This is a genomic window from Acinetobacter sp. 24-47-47 (assembly GCF_057737035.1).
Genome location: NZ_CM173216.1, coordinates 359,640 through 377,811 on the forward strand (window position 1 = coordinate 359,640; position 18,172 = coordinate 377,811).

Here is an 18,172-nt window from a genome sequence, read left to right on the forward strand (position 1 = left end):
TTTATTGAATTAATAAAAAAAGACCGCCTTGGCGGTCTTTTTTTCTATGAAATCTTAGTAATCAAAACTGAAGTGTTCAGCTTCTAAAGACATTAAAGTTTTCGAAGGGTTAACCATAGATTCAGCATGACCTTGGGCACGTGGAAGTAAACGCTCAAAGTAGAAATCTGCAACTTTGATTTTCGCTTTATAAAACTCAGGAGTTTCTTGACCATCACCTGATGCTAACTTCGCTGATGCCACTGCCGCTTGTTGAGCCCAGTAATATGCCATCATTGCATAACCAGAGAACATTAAGTAATCCACAGAAGCACTTGAAACGATGTCGCGATCTTTGCGTGCAGCAAGCATAATACGTACAGTTAATGCGTTCCATTGTGCACAAATCTTAGTTAAGTCCCAAGCAAAACGGCGCATGTATTTATTGCGTGCGTGCTGGCCACAGAATTTTAAGATTTCAGCTGTATAGTCACGAACGACTTTACCTTTAGAAGATAACAGTACTTTACGACCGATTAAGTCTAGTGCTTGAACACCAGTTGTACCTTCGTAAAGCGTTGAAATACGCGCGTCACGAACGATCTGCTCCATACCATGTTCTTTGATATAACCATGGCCACCAAAGACTTGCATACCGTGATTTGCTGCTTCTAAGCCTAACTCAGTTAAGAAGCCTTTCAAAATTGGTGTGTAGAAACCTAGTTTATCATCGTAATCATCAAACTTCGCTTGATCACCTTGAGCTAAAGCATCAGTCATTTTGTCAGCAAGCTGTGCAGCATGATAGATCATTGCACGGCCACCTTCAGCAATCGCTTTTTGAGTCAAAAGCATACGACGAACATCAGCATGATGGATAATTGAGTCAGCTACTTTTTCAGGCTCTTTTTTACCTGAGAGTGCGCGCATTGACATACGTTCTTTTGCATAAGGTAATGCACCTTGGAATGCAAGTTCTGCATGTGCTAAACCTTGAACAGCAGTTCCGATACGCGCCGTATTCATGAAGGTAAACATTGCGTGTAAGCCTTTGTTGACTTCACCAATCAGATAACCCGTTGCAGCATCAAAGTTCAGTACGGCAGTAGCAGACGCTCTGATCCCCATTTTGTGTTCAATAGAACCGCAAGTCACAGGATTGCGTTCGCCTACACCACCATCAGCAGTTGGGATGAATTTTGGAACAATGAATAAAGAAATACCACGTGTACCAGCTGGAGAGTCTGGAAGACGTGCCAACACAATATGAATGATATTTTCAGTTAAATCGTGCTCACCCGCAGAAATAAAGATTTTAGTACCTGTGATAGCATAAGTACCGTCACCTTTAGGCTCAGCTTTAGTTTTAACTTGACCCAAGTCTGTACCACATTGTGGTTCAGTTAAACACATTGTGCCTGACCATGTACCAGCAGTGAGGTGAGGCATGTAGGTGTTTTTCTGTTCTTCAGTACCAAATTGCATGATGGTATTCATACAACCCATACTTAAGCCCGGATACATCGTGAAAGACCAGTTTGCTGTACCCATCATTTCTGATTTGATCAGGTTCAGCGACATAGGCAGTGCTTGACCACCAAACTCTTCAGGATACGAAAGACCTTGCCAGCCACCTTGTACAAACTGCTCGTAAGCTTCTTTGAAACCTTTAGGCGTTTTGACTTCGCCATCTTTAAAATGACAGCCTTCTTCATCTCCAGGCTGATTAAGTGGAGATAATACATTTTCACAGAAATCTGCAGCACCTTCGATAATCATATCGACAGTATCAGAGTCAGCAGCTTCGCCGTTGCTTAGAGTTTTATAGTGCGCAGGATAATCAAAAACTTCGTTCATTAAGAAACGAATATCACGTACGGGCGCTTTATATGCAGGCATTGAACTTTTCCTAATTTGAATAGAGAAAATACTTTTTAGATGATCCGATTATTGACCTACAACACTAAAAAAACATTGATGTAAGTCACGGAAATAAATGTCAGAATTGCGAATTAGTGTTTAGGCTCTTGAATGAATATAAACTGAATTCATTTGTTGTAGTAGGAGTTTATTAGAAACAATAATATTATTAATACATAAGCTTAGGTTGGTTTTGTTGTGTGGATGACCATATGTTTAATTTGAATTTATTCAATTTGAATATGCACTAAAAATATGTCACTAAAATCAATTCGAAGAGATTTAATCGATATTATATAGAGAAAAAAGTGCAATTTAAAAAATTGCACTATTCACAAGGCACTAAACGTGTGCAAAAACTAAATAAAATCTTTTAATTCTGGACGCACACCATTCCAAATCGCGAAAGATTCAATCGCTTGTCCAACGAGCATTCCAAATCCTTCTGCAGTCGGAATTCCACGCTGTTTCGCTTGATCAAGGAAAGTGGAAGGTTTGCCATAGGCCATTTCATAGGCATATTTGAATTTTAACTGTTGGGGTAGATTGATTGCATCGCCAGATAAGCTTGCCGAGGTAGCATTAATAACAATATCAAATTCACCTGCTATGTGATCAAGACCACAAGCGTTTAGCTCTAGATCTGGGACAGCAGGTTGTAAGTCCTCAATCAATTGCTCTGCGCGAGCAACCGTTCGATTAGCAATCATGATTTTATTTACACCAGCTTTATGCAGTGGATAAATCACGCCACGTGTTGCACCACCTGCGCCTAAAATAAGCACGCTTGCTTGCTCAAGAGGCCAATTTAAATGTTGAATGGCTGCAACAAGTCCTTGGCCATCGGTATTGTCGCCATGCAATACACCATCTTTCATCCATAGTGTATTTACTGCTTTTGCAATTTTGGCACGTTCAGTGAGTACATCACATTGTGCAAAAGCTTGTTCTTTAAACGGCACCGTGACATTCAGACCAATACCACCAGCCTTAAAAAATTCATTGATACTCTGTGTAAAACCATCTAGAGGAGCAAGGCGTTTGCTATATTCAAGGATCACCCCAGTCTTTTGTGCGAACGCATGATGAAGCTCTGGAGATCGAGATTGTTCAATGGGATTTCCAATTACGGCAAATTGTTTGCGCATTGCTCTAATTCCTGATGAAGAAGTGGCAAACAATATACGTCAAATGCAGAAAGTTCCCAATATGAACATATTTAATGAAGTGTATTAATGACTTGGGTTACAAATTTCAAATAGGGTATGAAGTAAAATATGCGCAATGTTGAGCAGTAGACCAACAGCTGCAAACACCATCAAGCTAAAACCAAAGCTATCATTGAGTAGTGTTTCTGAAAATATAGTGGTACTGATTGCACTCAAAAGAGCAATAACCAGTGTCCAAAATACGACAACACGTGCGCGAATAGAGTTGTGTTGCATATCGATTCCTTATGCAGAAGTAAAAACTTCCATGAGTAATACAATTAAAAATTGATTGTACAGTACTTTGCTTAAATTAAACTTAAGAGCTGTGTCAGAAGTGTGACAAAATTTAATCAATTTTATCTATTGTGCCTTTTTTTCTAAGAGAATGTAATGGAATTATTCAATTTCGTTAGACAATGGGATGAATATATTGCTCAACAAAAAAGCCCTGTTTTAACAGGGCGAGTGATTTGCAATTAATGCAGTTCAGCGAGCCAATCTCTGGGTTTTAAATAGTAGTCGGTTAATTTTTTTTCAGCAGAGCCTTCATCCCATTCAGGTCTGTATTTCCAACCCGTTAATGGAGGAAGACTTACTAAAATAGACTCAATTCGACCGCCAGTTTGTAATCCAAATAACGTCCCTCGATCGTAAACTAAGTTATATTCCACATAGCGCCCACGACGATACAATTGGAAATCGCGTTGAGCTTCACTATAGGGTTTATCTTGATTACGTTGGAAGATTGGTAGAATCGCATTGAGATATCCATTGCCTACAGCTTGCATGTATTTAAAACAAGTTTCGAAATCCCACTGATTTAAGTCATCAAAAAATAACCCACCGACACCACGTTGTTCATCACGATGCTTCAAATAAAAATAATCATCACACCATTTTTTATGATCTTGGTAGACATGATCGCCAAAAGGTGCACAAAGATCGTGCGCAGTTTGATGCCATGATTTAACATCTTCATCATTCGGATAAAATGGCGTTAAATCAAAACCGCCGCCAAACCACCAAATAGGATCTTGTCCTTCTTTTTCTGCGACAAATAGTCTTACGTTGGCATGTGAGGTCGGCACATTTGGATTTCTAGGATGGATCACTAAAGAAACCCCCATGGCTTGTGCTTGTGCGCCAGCTATATGTGGGTGCCGTTCGGTAGCAGATGCTGGTAACTTTGAGATATTGATGTGCGAGAACATCACACCACCTTTTTCGATCACTGTACCATCTTGTAATACGCGTGATCTGCCACCACCACCTTCGGGACGTTCCCAATCATCGATCTCAAATCGGGCATTACCGCCACCTTGTTGTTCTTGTTGTTCAAGCGCAGCACAAATTCGAGTTTGTAAGTCGAGTAAAAATTCACGAACACGTTGAATATCTGCAGAAGTCGGGTGTGACATACCAAGCCTCTTGGGCAATGAAAAACTAGCTACATCAAAACATAAATTGTATGAAAGATTAAGGCGATTTTATCGATATAGCAGATCGAGATTTAAGTTTAGTCAGGGTAAACGTACTTTGTGATTTGAATTTGCTTATGAATCCTGACCAAGATACTAGGTTGAATTAAAAGAATAAGCTCCTCAAAATAGGACGACTGAAAGCAGTTAAGCTTTTAATATGTGGTGATTTTAAAGGTGGGGATATGTTCGAAAACGTTGTTTCACTGGTGCAAAAATATAATGTTCCAGGTCCTCGATATACGAGCTATCCCACAGTTCCGTATTGGGAGCAGTCGACTTTTGATCGAGTACTATGGCAGCAAAAACTAAAAATACGTTTTGATAAATCGAATAGCCAACATGGTATTAGCCTTTACATTCACTTACCTTTTTGCGAGTCCTTATGTACTTTTTGTGGATGTCATAAAAAAATCACTAAAAAACATGAAATGGAACAGCCCTATATTTTGGCTTTGTTAAAAGAATGGAAATTGTATTGTGAGTTATTTATAGAGCGTCCTTTGATTAAAGAGATACATCTAGGGGGGGGGACACCTACATTTTTTTCTCCTCAGCATCTTAAACAGTTGATTGATGGGCTTTTAGCGTTATCACAAGTAGCTGAAGATCATCAATTTAGTTTTGAAGGACATCCTAATAATACTTCTTACGATCATTTAAAGACGCTGTTTGAATTGGGTTTTAGACGCGTTAGCTTTGGCGTGCAGGATTATAATGAAACCGTGCAGAAAGCGATCCACCGAATTCAATCTTTTGAACACGTAAAGCAGGTTACAGAATGGGCGCGTGAAATTGGTTATACCTCTATTTCGCATGATTTGGTCTACGGGCTGCCCTTTCAATATTTAGATGATGTTTTAAACACAATTGATCAAACCATTCAAATTAAGCCAGATCGTTTAGCCTTTTACAGTTATGCGCATGTACCATGGATCAAAGGCAATGGGCAACGTGGTTTTAAAGACCATGATGTTCCGCGCGATGAAGAGAAAAGACAGTGTTATGAGCAAGGAAAACAAAAATTATTGTCTGCTGGATATCATGAAATAGGAATGGATCATTTTGCGCTTGAGCATGATGATATGTATCAGGTATTTCAAGCACAACAGTTACATCGTAATTTTATGGGATATACCGTTTCAAAAACAGAAGTGATGATTGGCTTAGGGATGTCAGCTATTGGCGATTGTTGGCAAGGTTTTGCCCAAAATGAAAAGACGCTTGAAAATTATTATGCTCGATTAGAACAAAATGAAATTCCAGTTTTTAAAGGCCATCTTTTAACAGAAGAAGATTTGAAAATCAGAAAACACATTTTAAATCTCATGTGCCACTTTGAGACGAATTGGCAAGGTGACATGGATTTTGCACAGCGACCACAAGTTTTAGAAGATTTAGCTGAAATGCAAAATGACCAACTTGTGAAGATGAGTGAATATGGATTGAAGGTAACGAAAGCTGGAAAACCATTTGTACGAAATATCTGTATGGCTTTCGATTTAAGGTTAAAAAGAAACAAACCTGAAAATCGGATATTTTCTATGACGATATAGTCATCTTCACAAATTAGATTGAGTCTAAGTGAAAAAATACCCCTAAGCATCGGGGTATTTTTTTACAACGATTAAATTATGCTGTAGTTAAAAATCATCCTTTTGATACATATGTGACATGCGCTCATGTTTGGTTTTTAAGTATTCTTCATTGAATTTATTCAAACCGACCGTTAACGGGACACGATCAACCACATCAATTCCTAAATCAGTTAAAGCTTTAATTTTGAGAGGATTATTCGTAACCAGTTTGACTTTTTTCACTTGTAAGTGATCCAGCATGATACTGCACATATCGTATTTACGCGCATCAGCGGGTAAGTTGAGCATCAGGTTGGCATCCACTGTGTCATGTCCTTGATCTTGCAAGGCATAAGCACGAATTTTATTGGTTAAACCAATACCACGACCTTCTTGACGTAAATATAAAATTACGCCTTGTCCTGCTTCGTTAATCAGTTTTTGAGTTGCTTGAAGTTGTGGGCCACAATCACATTTTAATGAAGCAAAAGCATCACCTGTTAAACATTCGGAATGGATTCGTACCAAGACAGGAGAGGTGGGTGCTGTATCTAATCCTTTTGACAATGCTACGTGTTCTTCACCTGTTTTAGGATCTTGAAAAACAGTGATTTTAAAATCACCAAAGGCAGTGGGTAATTTAGATGTGGCAACAAACTCTATAGGCACAGCGACTTCCATTACATGTTCATAATTTGGCTAAAGTATAGCTGAATGATCAGACCATAGTTGAGTATCATTGTGCAAATTTACACAGAAGATTTCCTTTTTTTTGCAAAGCACAAGATAATAGTTGATAAGTAGCATCGATATTCAGGATAATCTAGCTACCTAACAACGCCCGTTTAGCGAAAGCTCAACACTGGACCAATATAAATGTGGTTGATTTAAGGTGTTTTTTTTCGATTTCTCGATCAATAAGAAGAATCGAGCTAACCCATTTACCTAGCTTAGGATTTGCCAGGCTTTAGAAGGCATTGCCACATATGTTGTATACCGAAATACCTAGTCAACGTCCTGTTACGCCTTTGTTGGATGCGATTGATCATCCAATGCAATTGCGTCAACTAGCCAAAGAACAATTGAGTCAAGTGTCGGACGAGCTACGTCAATTTATTTTGTATGCTGCTGGACAAAGTGGTGGGCATTTCGGTGCCAATCTGGGTGTAATCGAATTAACTGTTGCCTTGCATTATTGTTTCAATACACCACATGATCGTCTTATTTGGGATGTGGGTCATCAAGCATATCCACATAAAGCTTTGACTGGACGTCGTGAGCAACTAACAACAATTCGTGCAAAAAATGGCTTAGCGGCGTTCCCCGCTCGTGAAGAGTCTGAGTTTGATACTTTTGGTGTGGGCCACTCATCAACTGCTATTTCAGCGGGTTTGGGAATGGCTTTAGCTCGTCGTTATCAAAAAGATCCTTGTGAAGTAGTTGCAATTATCGGTGATGGTGCAATGACAGCAGGGATGGCATTCGAAGCCATGAATGATGCTGTTGCACATAATGCTGATCTCATGGTGGTACTGAACGATAATGATATGTCGATTTCATGTAGCACGGGTGGTTTTGCAAAACATTTGGCTGCTATTTGGGAAAAAGGGCAATCTGTACACATTGATGAGCAGGGTAATCCATTTATTCGGGATTATCCTGAGTGGGACTACACTTCACGCTTACATTGTGCTGCTACAGAGGCTGCAGATAACTTATTTAAAGCGATTGGATTTGACTATTTTGGTCCATTCGATGGTCATAATGTCGATGAACTTGTTAATGTATTTAGTGCCTTAAAAAAACGTAAGGGGCCGCGCTTAATTCATATCTATACCAAGAAAGGTAAGGGCTTCGCACCTGCTGAAGTAGATCAAATAAAATATCACGCAATTGCTAAATTAAATGCTGCATCAGCTTCAACAAAAGCACCCAAATATTCTGATGTTTTTGGGCAATGGTTGTGTGATGAAGCCCAGTTGGATGATAAGTTGTTAGCCATTACACCTGCCATGTGTGAAGGTTCAGGTATGGTGCAATTCGCCAAACAATATCCTGATCGTTACTTTGATGTGGCAATTGCAGAACAACATGCAGTGACCTTAGCTGCTGGTATGGCATGTGAAGGTTTAAAACCAGTAGTGGCAATTTATTCAACCTTCTTACAGCGTGGTTATGATCAGCTCATTCATGATGTGGCATTACAAAACCTTGATGTCACATTTGGTATCGATCGTGCAGGTTTAGTAGGTGAGGATGGACCAACTCATGCTGGTGCATATGATTACGCATTTATGCGTACAGTTCCGAATATCGTGATTATGGCACCAAAAGATGAAAATGAATGCCGTCAAATGCTACATACCGCTTATTTGCACCCGGGTCCTGCTGCAGTACGTTATCCACGCGGAAATGGTTTAGGTGTTGAAATTCAAAAAGAACTGACAGCGCTTGAAATTGGTAAAGCTGAGTTAACTTTGGAGCTGAATGTAAAAGCCGAAGAAGTGATTACTATTTTAGCTTTCGGTAGCCGCGTGAGTGTTGCAGAAAATGCTGCTCAGCTTTTAGTTGATCAATTGGATGTTGCAGTACGCGTTTTGAATATGCGTTTTGTTAAACCCCTAGATGGTCAAATCATTCGACAATATGCAGATCAAACCCAACTTTTTGTAACGGTTGAAGAGCATGCAGTCATGGGTGGTGCTGGAAGTGCTGTGAATGAATTTATAATGGCCGAACACATTCTCAAGCCAGTTTTGAACATAGGCTTACCTGATCAATTCTTAGCACAAGCCAGTCATGGTGAGATGCTTAAAGATTGTGGATTGGATGCAGAAGGTATCCAATCTTCAATTCAACAAGCTTGGTTGAAGCTTGTACAGGTGGTTTAAATACAAGTCATAAAATTTTAGAAACATTTTTTACCTAAAAGCGCCGATATTTGATAAAATGTCGGCGCTTTTATGCATTATTCTTTATCAGTATCTTCAAATTTGTAGTGGGTGTTCAATGGAACCTATGGTGGTGATGGCTGCGCGTGCGGCTCAAACAGTTGGTCAAGAGCTTTTAAAAGCGCATCAGAATCGTCATAAACTTGATCTGCAAGTTGAAGAAAAAGGTATCGAAGGTCCTGTGACTCGCGTTGATCGCTATGTTGAAGAGTTGACGATCGATATCTTGCGCAAAAGCTATAAAAATCACAGCTTCCTTGGTGAAGAGTTTGGTATGCAAGAAGGTAAAGGTCACGATGCTGACTGGTGTTGGGTGATCGATCCTTTAGATGGTACTTTAAACTTCATTAATGGTGTCCCACACTTCTGTATTTCTATTGCAGTTCAACACAAAGGCGTGACTCAACACGGTGTTGTGTATGACCCAATCAAAGATGAATTGTTCTCTGCGAGTCGCGGTCGCGGTGCAATGATGAACCAACGTCGTATTCGTGTGAATGTAAAAGATAGTTTAGATCGTACATTCTTGGCTGTTGGTCATGCATATCGTGCTAAACGCGATGGCGAAGTAGTTTCTTATGCAAAAAATCACTTCGATTCTTTGTTGGCTGTATCTGAACAAGGTGCTCAATTCCGCCGTTTAGGTTCGGCAGCACTTGACTTAGCTTATGTTGCTGCTGGTCGTTACGATGGTTATTTCGAACTTGGTTTGAAACCATGGGATATCGCAGCGGGTGAGCTAATTGTTAAAGAGGCTGGTGGTACAGTAGTTGATGCGCGCGGTGGTTCAAATTCAATGGAAAATGGTCAAGTCTTGGCTTGTTCTATGAAATTATTGAAACCATTGATGCAAGCAGTTGTCCCAGCTTGGGGTGCTGCTGCTAAATAAGCAGATCAAATTTATGATAGCTCCCTAACTGGGAGCTTTTTTATGTCCAAAACATGATAAATCTGAATATTTGTACTTGAATGCACCAAAAAGCAATTAAACTTAATGACATTATAAAAAAATCTGTTATACTCCGCGCACGCACTAAATTTCGTTCATTACCTGAACATTTCTCTTCTATATTGTGTATGCGCGTCCGGTCCAAAGAGAGGACATTATTTCGCGCCCCACCCAATCGCTAAAAGCGATTCCTTCAGGTTCAGGCTGTAATCATGTGTGCGTTATACGCATCGTCGTTCTCGGATCGCCGCTGATTCTATATTTTCAGCGATTATTGCTGTACCGCTTTTTGCCGATGTCCATCAGACTTTATTTAATGGAGCACCCAATTTTCGGGTGAAAAACTCTATGAGCAAAACTTTTGCTGATTTTCCACTACACGAATCACTTCAACAAGCATTACAAGCATTAGGCTTTACATCGCCTACTCCTGTTCAGGAACAATCAATTCCTGCTGCTTTAGATGGTAAAGATCTTTTAGTATCAAGCCAAACAGGTTCTGGTAAAACTGCTGCATTCTTATTACCTACACTTCACGCTTTAGCGGGTAGTGAAGATACGTTGCTTTCTTTCAAAGAGCGTATGCGTGCTGTAACTGCACCTACAATTTTAGTACTTTGCCCAACACGTGAATTGGCTCAACAGGTGAGCCAAGATGCGATTGCATTTGTACGTCACATGAAAGGTGTTCGTATTGCTGCGATTATGGGTGGTATGCCTTTTGGTAAACAAATCCAACAATTAAAAGGTGCACAAGTTGTTGTGGCGACTCCAGGTCGTTTACTTGATCTAGTAAACCGTCGTCAAATCAAATTGGACAAAGTTAAATCATTAATTGTAGATGAAGCAGACCGTATGCTTGATCTTGGTTTCTCTGAAGATTTAGAGGCGATCAGTGATTTAGCGGGTAACCGTGATCAAACATTAATGTTCTCTGCGACGTTCGCACCACGTATTATTACGTTGGCAGAACGTATGATGAATGAGCCAGAACGTATTGCGATAGAAACTGGTCACACGACGAATACTGACATCACTCAGACTCTACATTGGACTGATGGTTTTGAGCACAAGAAAAAGCTTTTAACACATTGGTTAAATGAAGAAGATCTTGATCAAGCTGTTGTATTTGCTTCTACGCAAGAAGATACAGATATGCTTGCAGAAGAACTGTCTGAAGCTGGTCTTTCAGTTGTAGCACTTCATGGTGCAATGCCACAGACTGTACGTAACCGTCGTTTGCGCAGCATCCGTGAAGGTCGCGCAAAAATTTTAGTTGCAACTGATGTTGCAGCACGTGGTCTAGATGTACCAACAATTTCACACGTGATTAACTTTGGTCTTCCAATGAAGAACGAAGATTATGTACACCGTATTGGTCGTACAGGTCGCGCAGGTCGTACTGGTAAAGCAATCACATTAGCGACTTACCGTGAACGTGGTAAAATTCGTGCTTTAGAAGACTACTTAGATGCACGTCTAGAAGTTTCTGAAATTGAAGGTCTTGAGCCATCTCCACCTCCAGCACGCGGTAGTCGTGATGGCGCTGGTCGCGGTCGTGGCCGTGGTGGTGAAGGCCGTGGCCGTGGTGGTTTCGGTGGTGGTCGTCGTTTTGAAGGTGAATCAAACTTCAAACGTCGCGAAGGTAACCGTGATGGCGAACGCCGTTCGTTTGGTGAAGATCGTCCACGTCGTGAATTCAATGGTGAGGATCGTCCACGTCGCGAGTTTAACAACGACCGTCCACGTCGTGAATTTAATGGCGAAGATCGTCCGCGTCGCGAGTTCAACAACGATCGTCCACGTCGTGAATTCAATAGTGAAGATCGTCCACGTCGCGAGTTTAACAATGACCGTCCACGTCGTGAGTTTAATGGCGAAGATCGTCCACGTCGCGATTTCGGTGACCGTCCGCAACGTTCATTTGATGATCGTCCAAAGCGTGATTTCGGTGATCGCCCTCGTTCTAACGATGACAATCGTGGTAACCGTGTAGATTATAAACCTCGTGAAAACAGTTTTGGTGACCGCCCAAAACGTGATTTCGGTGACCGTCCAGCACGTCGTGAAGGTGGTTTTGATCGTCCAAAACGTACATTAGGTGATGACCGTCCAAAGCGTGAATTCAATAGCGATCGCCCACGTCGTAAATTTAACGACTAATCGGTAAAGCTAAATAAAAACCAGCCTTCGGGCTGGTTTTTTATTGCTCATATAAAAAAATCTGTTAGAATAAAAGTGAATAAGTTCACATTATTTATGGTAAATGTAAAATATGAATAATAAGATTATAATGATTGAGACGAAGCAAATGAATGTTGGTGCAATCATGATGTACGTGTTCTTTTTATTGGTATTACTTAATCTTGCCTATTACTTTTTTAGTATCACATTATAAATTTATAAAAAAGAATAATTTCAAATCATTGTTTCATAAATAAAACACATCTTTCTATAAGCAAAATTAATAAAAATGATCAATAATGCTACAATGTCCGCTTAACCTTGTATTTTATAAATAACATTTAAATTCAGTTATTTCAGAGTATAGTATGCAAGCTGAAAAATTGTAGGAACACGCTCAGCTATGAATAATCAAATACAAATCGATGAGCAAGCGTTGATCGAAGTAAAAAATCTAAGCTTTAATCGTGGTGATCGTGTTATTTACGACCAAGTCAATTTAAAGATTCGTAAGGGTCAAATTACTGCCATTATGGGGCCTTCAGGGACGGGTAAAACCACGCTTCTTAGACTCATTGGGGGGCAACTTGTACCTGATGCAGGCGAGGTCTTGTTGGATGGCAAAAATATTAGCCAAATGAGTCGTCAGGAATTGTTTAAAGCACGTGCTCGTATGGGGATGCTCTTTCAAAGTGGTGCGCTTTTCACTGATATGACTGTCTATGAAAATGTAGCTTTCCCTATCCGCGCCCATACTCAATTGCCTGAACATCTGATTGCAGAACTGGTCGCTTTAAAACTCGAATCTGTGGGATTACGTGGCGCTGAGCAAATGATGCCTTCTGAGCTTTCAGGGGGGATGAATCGTCGTGTGGCGTTAGCTCGTGCAATTGCACTAGATCCAGATTTGATTATGTACGATGAACCATTTGCTGGTCAGGATCCCATCGTAATGGGGGTTTTAACCCGATTGATTCGTTCTTTACGAGAAGCGTTAGACCTAACGACCATTATTGTGTCTCACGATGTTGCTGAAACATTATCGATCGCAGATTACATTTATGTGGTTGCGGAAGGTAAAGTACAAGGCGAGGGCACACCTGATCAGTTAAAGAATCATAGTTCGCCTTTCGTCCGTCAATTCTTAACAGGTTCGGTCGAAGGTCCTGTGGATTATCAATTTAGTCATCAAGCATATTTAAGTGATGAGGTGCGTACATGAATGCGATAGCCTCACTAGGTAGACGCGTTATAGAACGTGTTCAAGGTATTGGCGTTGCAGCCATTATGCTAGTTCAAATTTTATTTTCGATGCCAACTTGGATTGGAGTCAAACTCTTTATCTATCAAATGTATCGTGTTGGCGTATTATCATTGCTTATCATTGTGGTGTCAGGGCTGTTTATAGGTGCAGTCTTGGGTTTACAGATGTATAGCATTTTGGTCACTTTCGGCAGTGAAGCGATGCTTGGTGCAGCAGTTTCGTTGACCTTGTTGCGTGAACTTGCGCCAGTGGTTGCTGCACTTCTTTTTGCGGGGCGTGCAGGATCTGCTTTAACCGCCGAAATTGGTTTGATGAAAGCGACTGAGCAATTGTCTAGTATGGAAATGATCGGTGTTGATCCACTTAAACGCATTATTTCACCACGTTTATGGGCGGGTATATTTAGTTTGCCTATGCTTGCCGTAATTTTTGCTGCTGTGGGGATCATGGGCGGAAAAATGGTCGGTGTGGATTTTTTAGGTGCTGATGAAGGTTCGTATTGGAGCGGTATGGAAAGTGCCGTTCAATTTTATAAAGATGTCTTTAATGGCACGATCATCAAAAGCTTTGTATTTGCTTTAATCTGTACGTGGATTGCCGTATATCAGGGGTATTCATGCGAGCCTACATCAGAAGGCATTGCGACAGCAACAACAAGAACGGTAGTGTATTCATCACTATGTGTTTTAGGATTTGATTTTGTTTTGACTGCGGTCATGTTTGGAGGTGTGTAATGAAATCACGTACGAGTGAGCTCGCAGTTGGAATATTCGTGATTCTATTTGGTTGTGCATTATTTTTCTTGGCAATGAAAGTAAGTGGCTTAGCTGGGACAAATTTAAAAGACAGTTATAGCATGACCGCAACTTTCGATAATGTGAATGGTATTAAACCACGTGCTAAAGTTGCACTGAGCGGTGTAAAAGTTGGTGAAGTTGAGTCAATCACATTAGATCCGTTAACACGTCTTGCAACAGTGAAAATTAATTTAGATGGTGAGCTGACATCTTTCAATGATGAACAACTTAAAACTGTGCAAGAAGGTGCTTTAGAAGAGTTGCGTTATAGCAGTGACTATGAAGTTGCGACGCCATCGCAACAAAAAGAAATGGAAAAGCAACTGATCGCTAACATGAACTCCATCACCAATATTGATGAAGATGCTTACATTATGGTAGCGACAAATGGCTTACTGGGCGAGAAGTATCTCAAAATTGTTCCAGGTGGTGGTTTAAATTATTTAAAACGTGGTGATCAAATTGGCAACACACAAAGCACAATGGAAATTGAAGACTTAGTGTCTAAATTTGTGACTGGTGGTGCTGGTGATTCAGCTGCGAAAAAAGATTCAAATGGTTCATCAGATGCAGAAACTGTAGAATTCACAGATGAAACTGCTTCTTTTGTTGAATGATTAAATAGAGGAAAAATAAATGAATACGTTCGTAAAGCAAACACTGACTGTTAGCGTTTTATCGACGATGATTGCGAGTACAGCATTTGCTGCACCTACGGAGACTCCTCCTGCATTTATCAAAAAAGTAGCTGATGGCTTAATTTCACGTTTAAAAGCAGACCAAGCTAAGTTACAAAATAATCCTGCTGCGGTACGCGCAATTGTTCGTCAAAATTTAGATCCATATATTGATTCGCAATCATTTACTCGTATCGTGATGGGAACTTATGCGACGAATCAATATAGTAATGCTGCTCAACGCGCACAGTTTGAGAAGAACTTCCGTGAAACATTGATTGAAAACTATGGCAGTGCTTTCTCTAAGTTTTCTAATCAGACATATACAATTCGTCCGTATAAAGCATCTAACACTAAAAACCCTGTTGTAACGATTGATTTTATTAACAAGGGTGAGAAGATCCCTGTATCGTTCCAATTGGCTGATAAAGGTGATCAGTGGAAGATTCGCAATATCAACGTTTCTGGAATTGACTTAGGTTTGCAATTCCGTAATCAGTTTGCTGCTACTGTGAAGCGTAATGGTGGCGATATTAATAAAGCAATTGCAAACTTCAAGCCTGATGCTGAAGCTGCAGTTGAGAAAAAATAACAGAGAACAATTGTGATTTCACTCAAAGATCAAGAAATTATGGTTTCTGGAAAAATTAGCTTCGACAATGCTGAACAGTATTATCAACAAGGTTTAATGTTGATTCAGCAGGCAAAGCAGTTTCCACTTACTGTAAATTTATCAGGTCTTGAACATGGTAGTACTCTGGCGCTAGCTGTTTTAGTGCGTTTATTGCGTCAAGCACCTGGAACATCGAGTTTACATTTTAAATCTGTGCCAGAAAAAATGATGAAAATCATTCAATCTTGCCATTTAGAAAATGATTTAAAATTGATTTGATTGAAAAATAAAAAAGCACCTTAGGGTGCTTTTTTATCGCTATAAAATAGTAATTTACTCAACAGAAAGTACTTCATACGTTGTTTAAAAAACGCGACATCCAAGCGTGCTCAAATCCATTTTTTCCATCTAAAATAAATCAGTGGTCCAAATAAGAACACTAGGATAATCAGACTGACAACAACAAAGCTCGTCGTCCCTTGAGCAAAGGGCAGTACATCAGTATTCATACCATAAATACTGGCCACCAACATCGGGGGAGCAAGCATACTAGGTAAAATCGAGAATCGACGAATCGTATCATTCTGTTCAGTATTAATGAAACCGGAAGTGGTATCCAATAAGAATCGAACCTTTTGGAACAAGAATGCATCATGTTCTACTAATGAGCGAACATCCTCACTGAGTTCTCGAATATCAGCATCATAAATATGACTGCCTAAGGCACGGGGTCTTGCTAAGAACGTCAGGACGCGGCGTAAGTCAATCAAACAGAGTTGTGCTTTACCCAACATATCTTCTTTTTGAGCAAGACGGGTAATCATATCATCGAGATCAAGAATTTGTTCACGGTGGCGAACATTCAATACTTCTGTAGAGTAGAGTTCTAGATCCTTGTGGATATCTTCTAAGATATCCGCAAGCTCATCGAGTTTAGCTTCGAGTAAACCCAAAAGTATCCAAGTCGGATCTTTATAGTCAATGTCGTAATCATTACGGCGAGCACGTGCTCGAAAGGCACGGAAAGCAACGAGCTTTTCACCACGTAAAGTAAATAGTCGATCTTTATGTAAAATAAATGCAACGGTTTGAACCGTTCCTAGCATATTGGATGACTCTTCAGGGTCACCATCGACTTGGTAGTTTTTATTTTTCGTTAAAAAATACGTACTGATATGTAAAATGCCATCATCATCACGGTAGAATCGCGCAGATGATGAAATATCTTCTAATGATTTTAGTGTTGGAAGATTTTGTTTATAGGCATCTAAAACCCATTCTTGCTCATCTTGAGAGGGTGCAATTAAATCGATCCAAACCAATTCAGGGTGTAAATCAAACCCACCATTGATCGTTGCATCTTCTAGACTACCGCGCTCTGTGGCATAAAAGGCTTCAAGCATTTTATCTTTTCTCCCTTGCGCAGTTTGTGTGTGAACGATGGGTGTATTTTAGACAAGGATGCCATGAAAAAAAACTGATTCCATCATTAATTAGGTTAAAAAACACAGAACATATCATTTTAATTGTTGTTATAAAAACTTAAGGCTAATTTTAAATGAATTCTATTGCAATATTTTGTGGTTCAACATTAGGTTCCGATCCTGTTTATGCTGATGCAGCAAAGAAAACAGGGAAATATTTAGCGCAACAAGGCAAGACCTTGGTGTATGGTGGCGGTCGTTCAGGATTAATGGGGATTGTTGCGGATAGTGCATTAGAGGCTGGTGGAAAGGTCATTGGCGTGATTCCACAAGGATTGGTGGATCGTGAATTAGCACATCCAAATTTGACTGAACTTCACGTTGTTACCAGTATGCATGAGCGTAAAACGCTGATGGCAGATTTGTCGGATGGTTTTATTGCCTTACCGGGTGGTGCAGGAACAATTGAAGAAATTTTTGAACAATGGACATGGGCGCAACTCGGTATTCATCTTAAACCCTGCGCATTTTTAAACATTAACGGGTTTTATGATGTTCTATTACAATTCATTCAACATACGACAGATCAAGAGTTTACTCGAGCTCGCTTTACCAATGCATTAATCAATTCAACTTCAATCGAGGATATTGTGTCAAAATTCGAGTCTTATCAGGCACCACAACCGAAATGGGGTGTCCAAGATCGAGAAGATTTGGTGAAACTAGATACATGAGCAAAATCATTACTGTCGCAGCAGCGATTATTTCCAATAAGGATCAGCAGTTGTTGTTGGTTCGAAAAAAGAATACCCAGTTTTTCATGCAAGTTGGTGGGAAGTTAGAGGAGAATGAGCCTTCTGAAGACACGATTCTGCGAGAAATTAAAGAAGAAATTGGCGCTGAGGCAGTAATAGATCAATATATAGGTCGTTTTGAAACCAAAGCTGCAAATGAAGCGGATCATCAGTTGATTAGTTATCTCTATCGAGTTCAGCTTAAACAAGAGCCTCACATTCATGCAGAAATTGCTGAAATGAAATGGATCGATTTAGATGATGATGCTACGCCTTTAGCACCGTTAACTCGAGAAATCGTGATTCCTTGGTGTAGGCAGCATTTTAATGCCGATTAAAACTTAAAGTGACTGT

At 40.0% G+C, this 18,172-nt stretch carries 17 protein-coding genes; 11 read left to right on the forward strand and 6 right to left on the reverse strand.

Annotation, left to right across the window (positions count from 1 at the left end; genetic code table 11):
- Positions 1-54 precede the first annotated feature (54 nt).
- The 4 genes from AC1M9E_RS01590 to hemF all read right to left on the reverse strand — a co-directional run bounded on the left by AC1M9E_RS01590 (position 55) and on the right by hemF (position 4,528).
- The gene (locus AC1M9E_RS01590; protein WP_481597859.1) at positions 55-1,878 is read right to left on the reverse strand and encodes an acyl-CoA dehydrogenase C-terminal domain-containing protein; all 1,824 of its coding nucleotides are present in this window, start codon (positions 1,876-1,878) and stop codon (positions 55-57) included.
- A 380-nt stretch (positions 1,879-2,258) separates the two neighbouring features.
- Positions 2,259-3,047 carry a shikimate dehydrogenase gene (aroE, locus tag AC1M9E_RS01595; protein WP_488224969.1) on the reverse strand — a complete coding sequence of 263 codons (789 nt, stop codon included), beginning with the start codon at positions 3,045-3,047 and terminating at the stop codon, positions 2,259-2,261.
- 84 nt (positions 3,048-3,131) lie between these two features.
- The gene (locus tag AC1M9E_RS01600; protein ID WP_035265018.1) at positions 3,132-3,344 is read right to left on the reverse strand and encodes a hypothetical protein; all 213 of its coding nucleotides are present in this window, start codon (positions 3,342-3,344) and stop codon (positions 3,132-3,134) included.
- A 242-nt stretch (positions 3,345-3,586) separates the two neighbouring features.
- A complete protein-coding gene (gene hemF / locus AC1M9E_RS01605; RefSeq protein WP_481597857.1) occupies positions 3,587-4,528 on the reverse strand; it encodes an oxygen-dependent coproporphyrinogen oxidase in 942 nt (313 codons plus the stop codon).
- A gap of 245 nt (positions 4,529-4,773) precedes the next feature.
- On the opposite strand from hemF, the gene hemN reads away from it, so the two are divergent.
- Complete coding sequence (hemN, locus tag AC1M9E_RS01610; RefSeq protein WP_488224970.1) at positions 4,774-6,144, forward strand: oxygen-independent coproporphyrinogen III oxidase; 1,371 nt, start codon at positions 4,774-4,776, stop codon at positions 6,142-6,144.
- An 87-nt stretch (positions 6,145-6,231) separates the two neighbouring features.
- Here the strand turns inward: hemN and ribA are convergent, their stop codons facing one another.
- The gene (ribA, locus tag AC1M9E_RS01615) at positions 6,232-6,834 is read right to left on the reverse strand and encodes a GTP cyclohydrolase II (protein ID WP_180028265.1); all 603 of its coding nucleotides are present in this window, start codon (positions 6,832-6,834) and stop codon (positions 6,232-6,234) included.
- A gap of 317 nt (positions 6,835-7,151) precedes the next feature.
- Between ribA and dxs the strand changes: the two genes are divergently transcribed.
- The 8 genes from dxs to AC1M9E_RS01655 all read left to right on the forward strand — a co-directional run bounded on the left by dxs (position 7,152) and on the right by AC1M9E_RS01655 (position 15,879).
- Positions 7,152-9,056, forward strand: a complete 1,905-nt coding sequence (dxs, locus tag AC1M9E_RS01620) for a 1-deoxy-D-xylulose-5-phosphate synthase (RefSeq protein ID WP_481592053.1) — start codon at positions 7,152-7,154, stop codon at positions 9,054-9,056.
- 118 nt (positions 9,057-9,174) lie between these two features.
- A complete protein-coding gene (locus tag AC1M9E_RS01625) occupies positions 9,175-10,005 on the forward strand; it encodes an inositol monophosphatase family protein (protein WP_035265030.1) in 831 nt (276 codons plus the stop codon).
- Positions 10,006-10,413: 408 nt separating this feature from the next.
- Positions 10,414-12,228 carry a DEAD/DEAH box helicase gene (locus AC1M9E_RS01630; protein WP_481590851.1) on the forward strand — a complete coding sequence of 605 codons (1,815 nt, stop codon included), beginning with the start codon at positions 10,414-10,416 and terminating at the stop codon, positions 12,226-12,228.
- 424 nt (positions 12,229-12,652) lie between these two features.
- Positions 12,653-13,471, forward strand: a complete 819-nt coding sequence (locus tag AC1M9E_RS01635; RefSeq protein ID WP_035265033.1) for an ABC transporter ATP-binding protein — start codon at positions 12,653-12,655, stop codon at positions 13,469-13,471.
- Complete coding sequence (mlaE, locus tag AC1M9E_RS01640) at positions 13,468-14,247, forward strand: lipid asymmetry maintenance ABC transporter permease subunit MlaE (RefSeq protein ID WP_035265034.1); 780 nt, start codon at positions 13,468-13,470, stop codon at positions 14,245-14,247. The genes AC1M9E_RS01635 and mlaE overlap by 4 nt, the downstream gene beginning before the upstream one ends.
- Entirely contained in the window at positions 14,247-14,927 is a 681-nt protein-coding gene (mlaD, locus tag AC1M9E_RS01645) for an outer membrane lipid asymmetry maintenance protein MlaD (RefSeq protein ID WP_481609202.1), read from the forward strand. The genes mlaE and mlaD overlap by 1 nt, the downstream gene beginning before the upstream one ends.
- A gap of 19 nt (positions 14,928-14,946) precedes the next feature.
- Positions 14,947-15,579 (forward strand): MlaC/ttg2D family ABC transporter substrate-binding protein, encoded by a 633-nt coding sequence (locus AC1M9E_RS01650; protein ID WP_035265038.1) that lies wholly within the window; start codon positions 14,947-14,949, stop codon positions 15,577-15,579.
- Positions 15,580-15,618: 39 nt separating this feature from the next.
- Entirely contained in the window at positions 15,619-15,879 is a 261-nt protein-coding gene (locus tag AC1M9E_RS01655) for an STAS domain-containing protein (RefSeq protein WP_481589461.1), read from the forward strand.
- A 110-nt stretch (positions 15,880-15,989) separates the two neighbouring features.
- Here the strand turns inward: AC1M9E_RS01655 and AC1M9E_RS01660 are convergent, their stop codons facing one another.
- Complete coding sequence (locus AC1M9E_RS01660) at positions 15,990-17,003, reverse strand: CorA family divalent cation transporter (protein ID WP_035265042.1); 1,014 nt, start codon at positions 17,001-17,003, stop codon at positions 15,990-15,992.
- A gap of 155 nt (positions 17,004-17,158) precedes the next feature.
- Between AC1M9E_RS01660 and AC1M9E_RS01665 the strand changes: the two genes are divergently transcribed.
- Together AC1M9E_RS01665 and AC1M9E_RS01670 are read left to right on the forward strand one after the other, a co-directional pair.
- Entirely contained in the window at positions 17,159-17,758 is a 600-nt protein-coding gene (locus AC1M9E_RS01665) for an LOG family protein (RefSeq protein WP_488224971.1), read from the forward strand.
- Positions 17,755-18,156, forward strand: a complete 402-nt coding sequence (locus AC1M9E_RS01670; RefSeq protein ID WP_488224972.1) for an NUDIX hydrolase — start codon at positions 17,755-17,757, stop codon at positions 18,154-18,156. The genes AC1M9E_RS01665 and AC1M9E_RS01670 overlap by 4 nt, the downstream gene beginning before the upstream one ends.
- Positions 18,157-18,172: the final 16 nt, after the last annotated feature.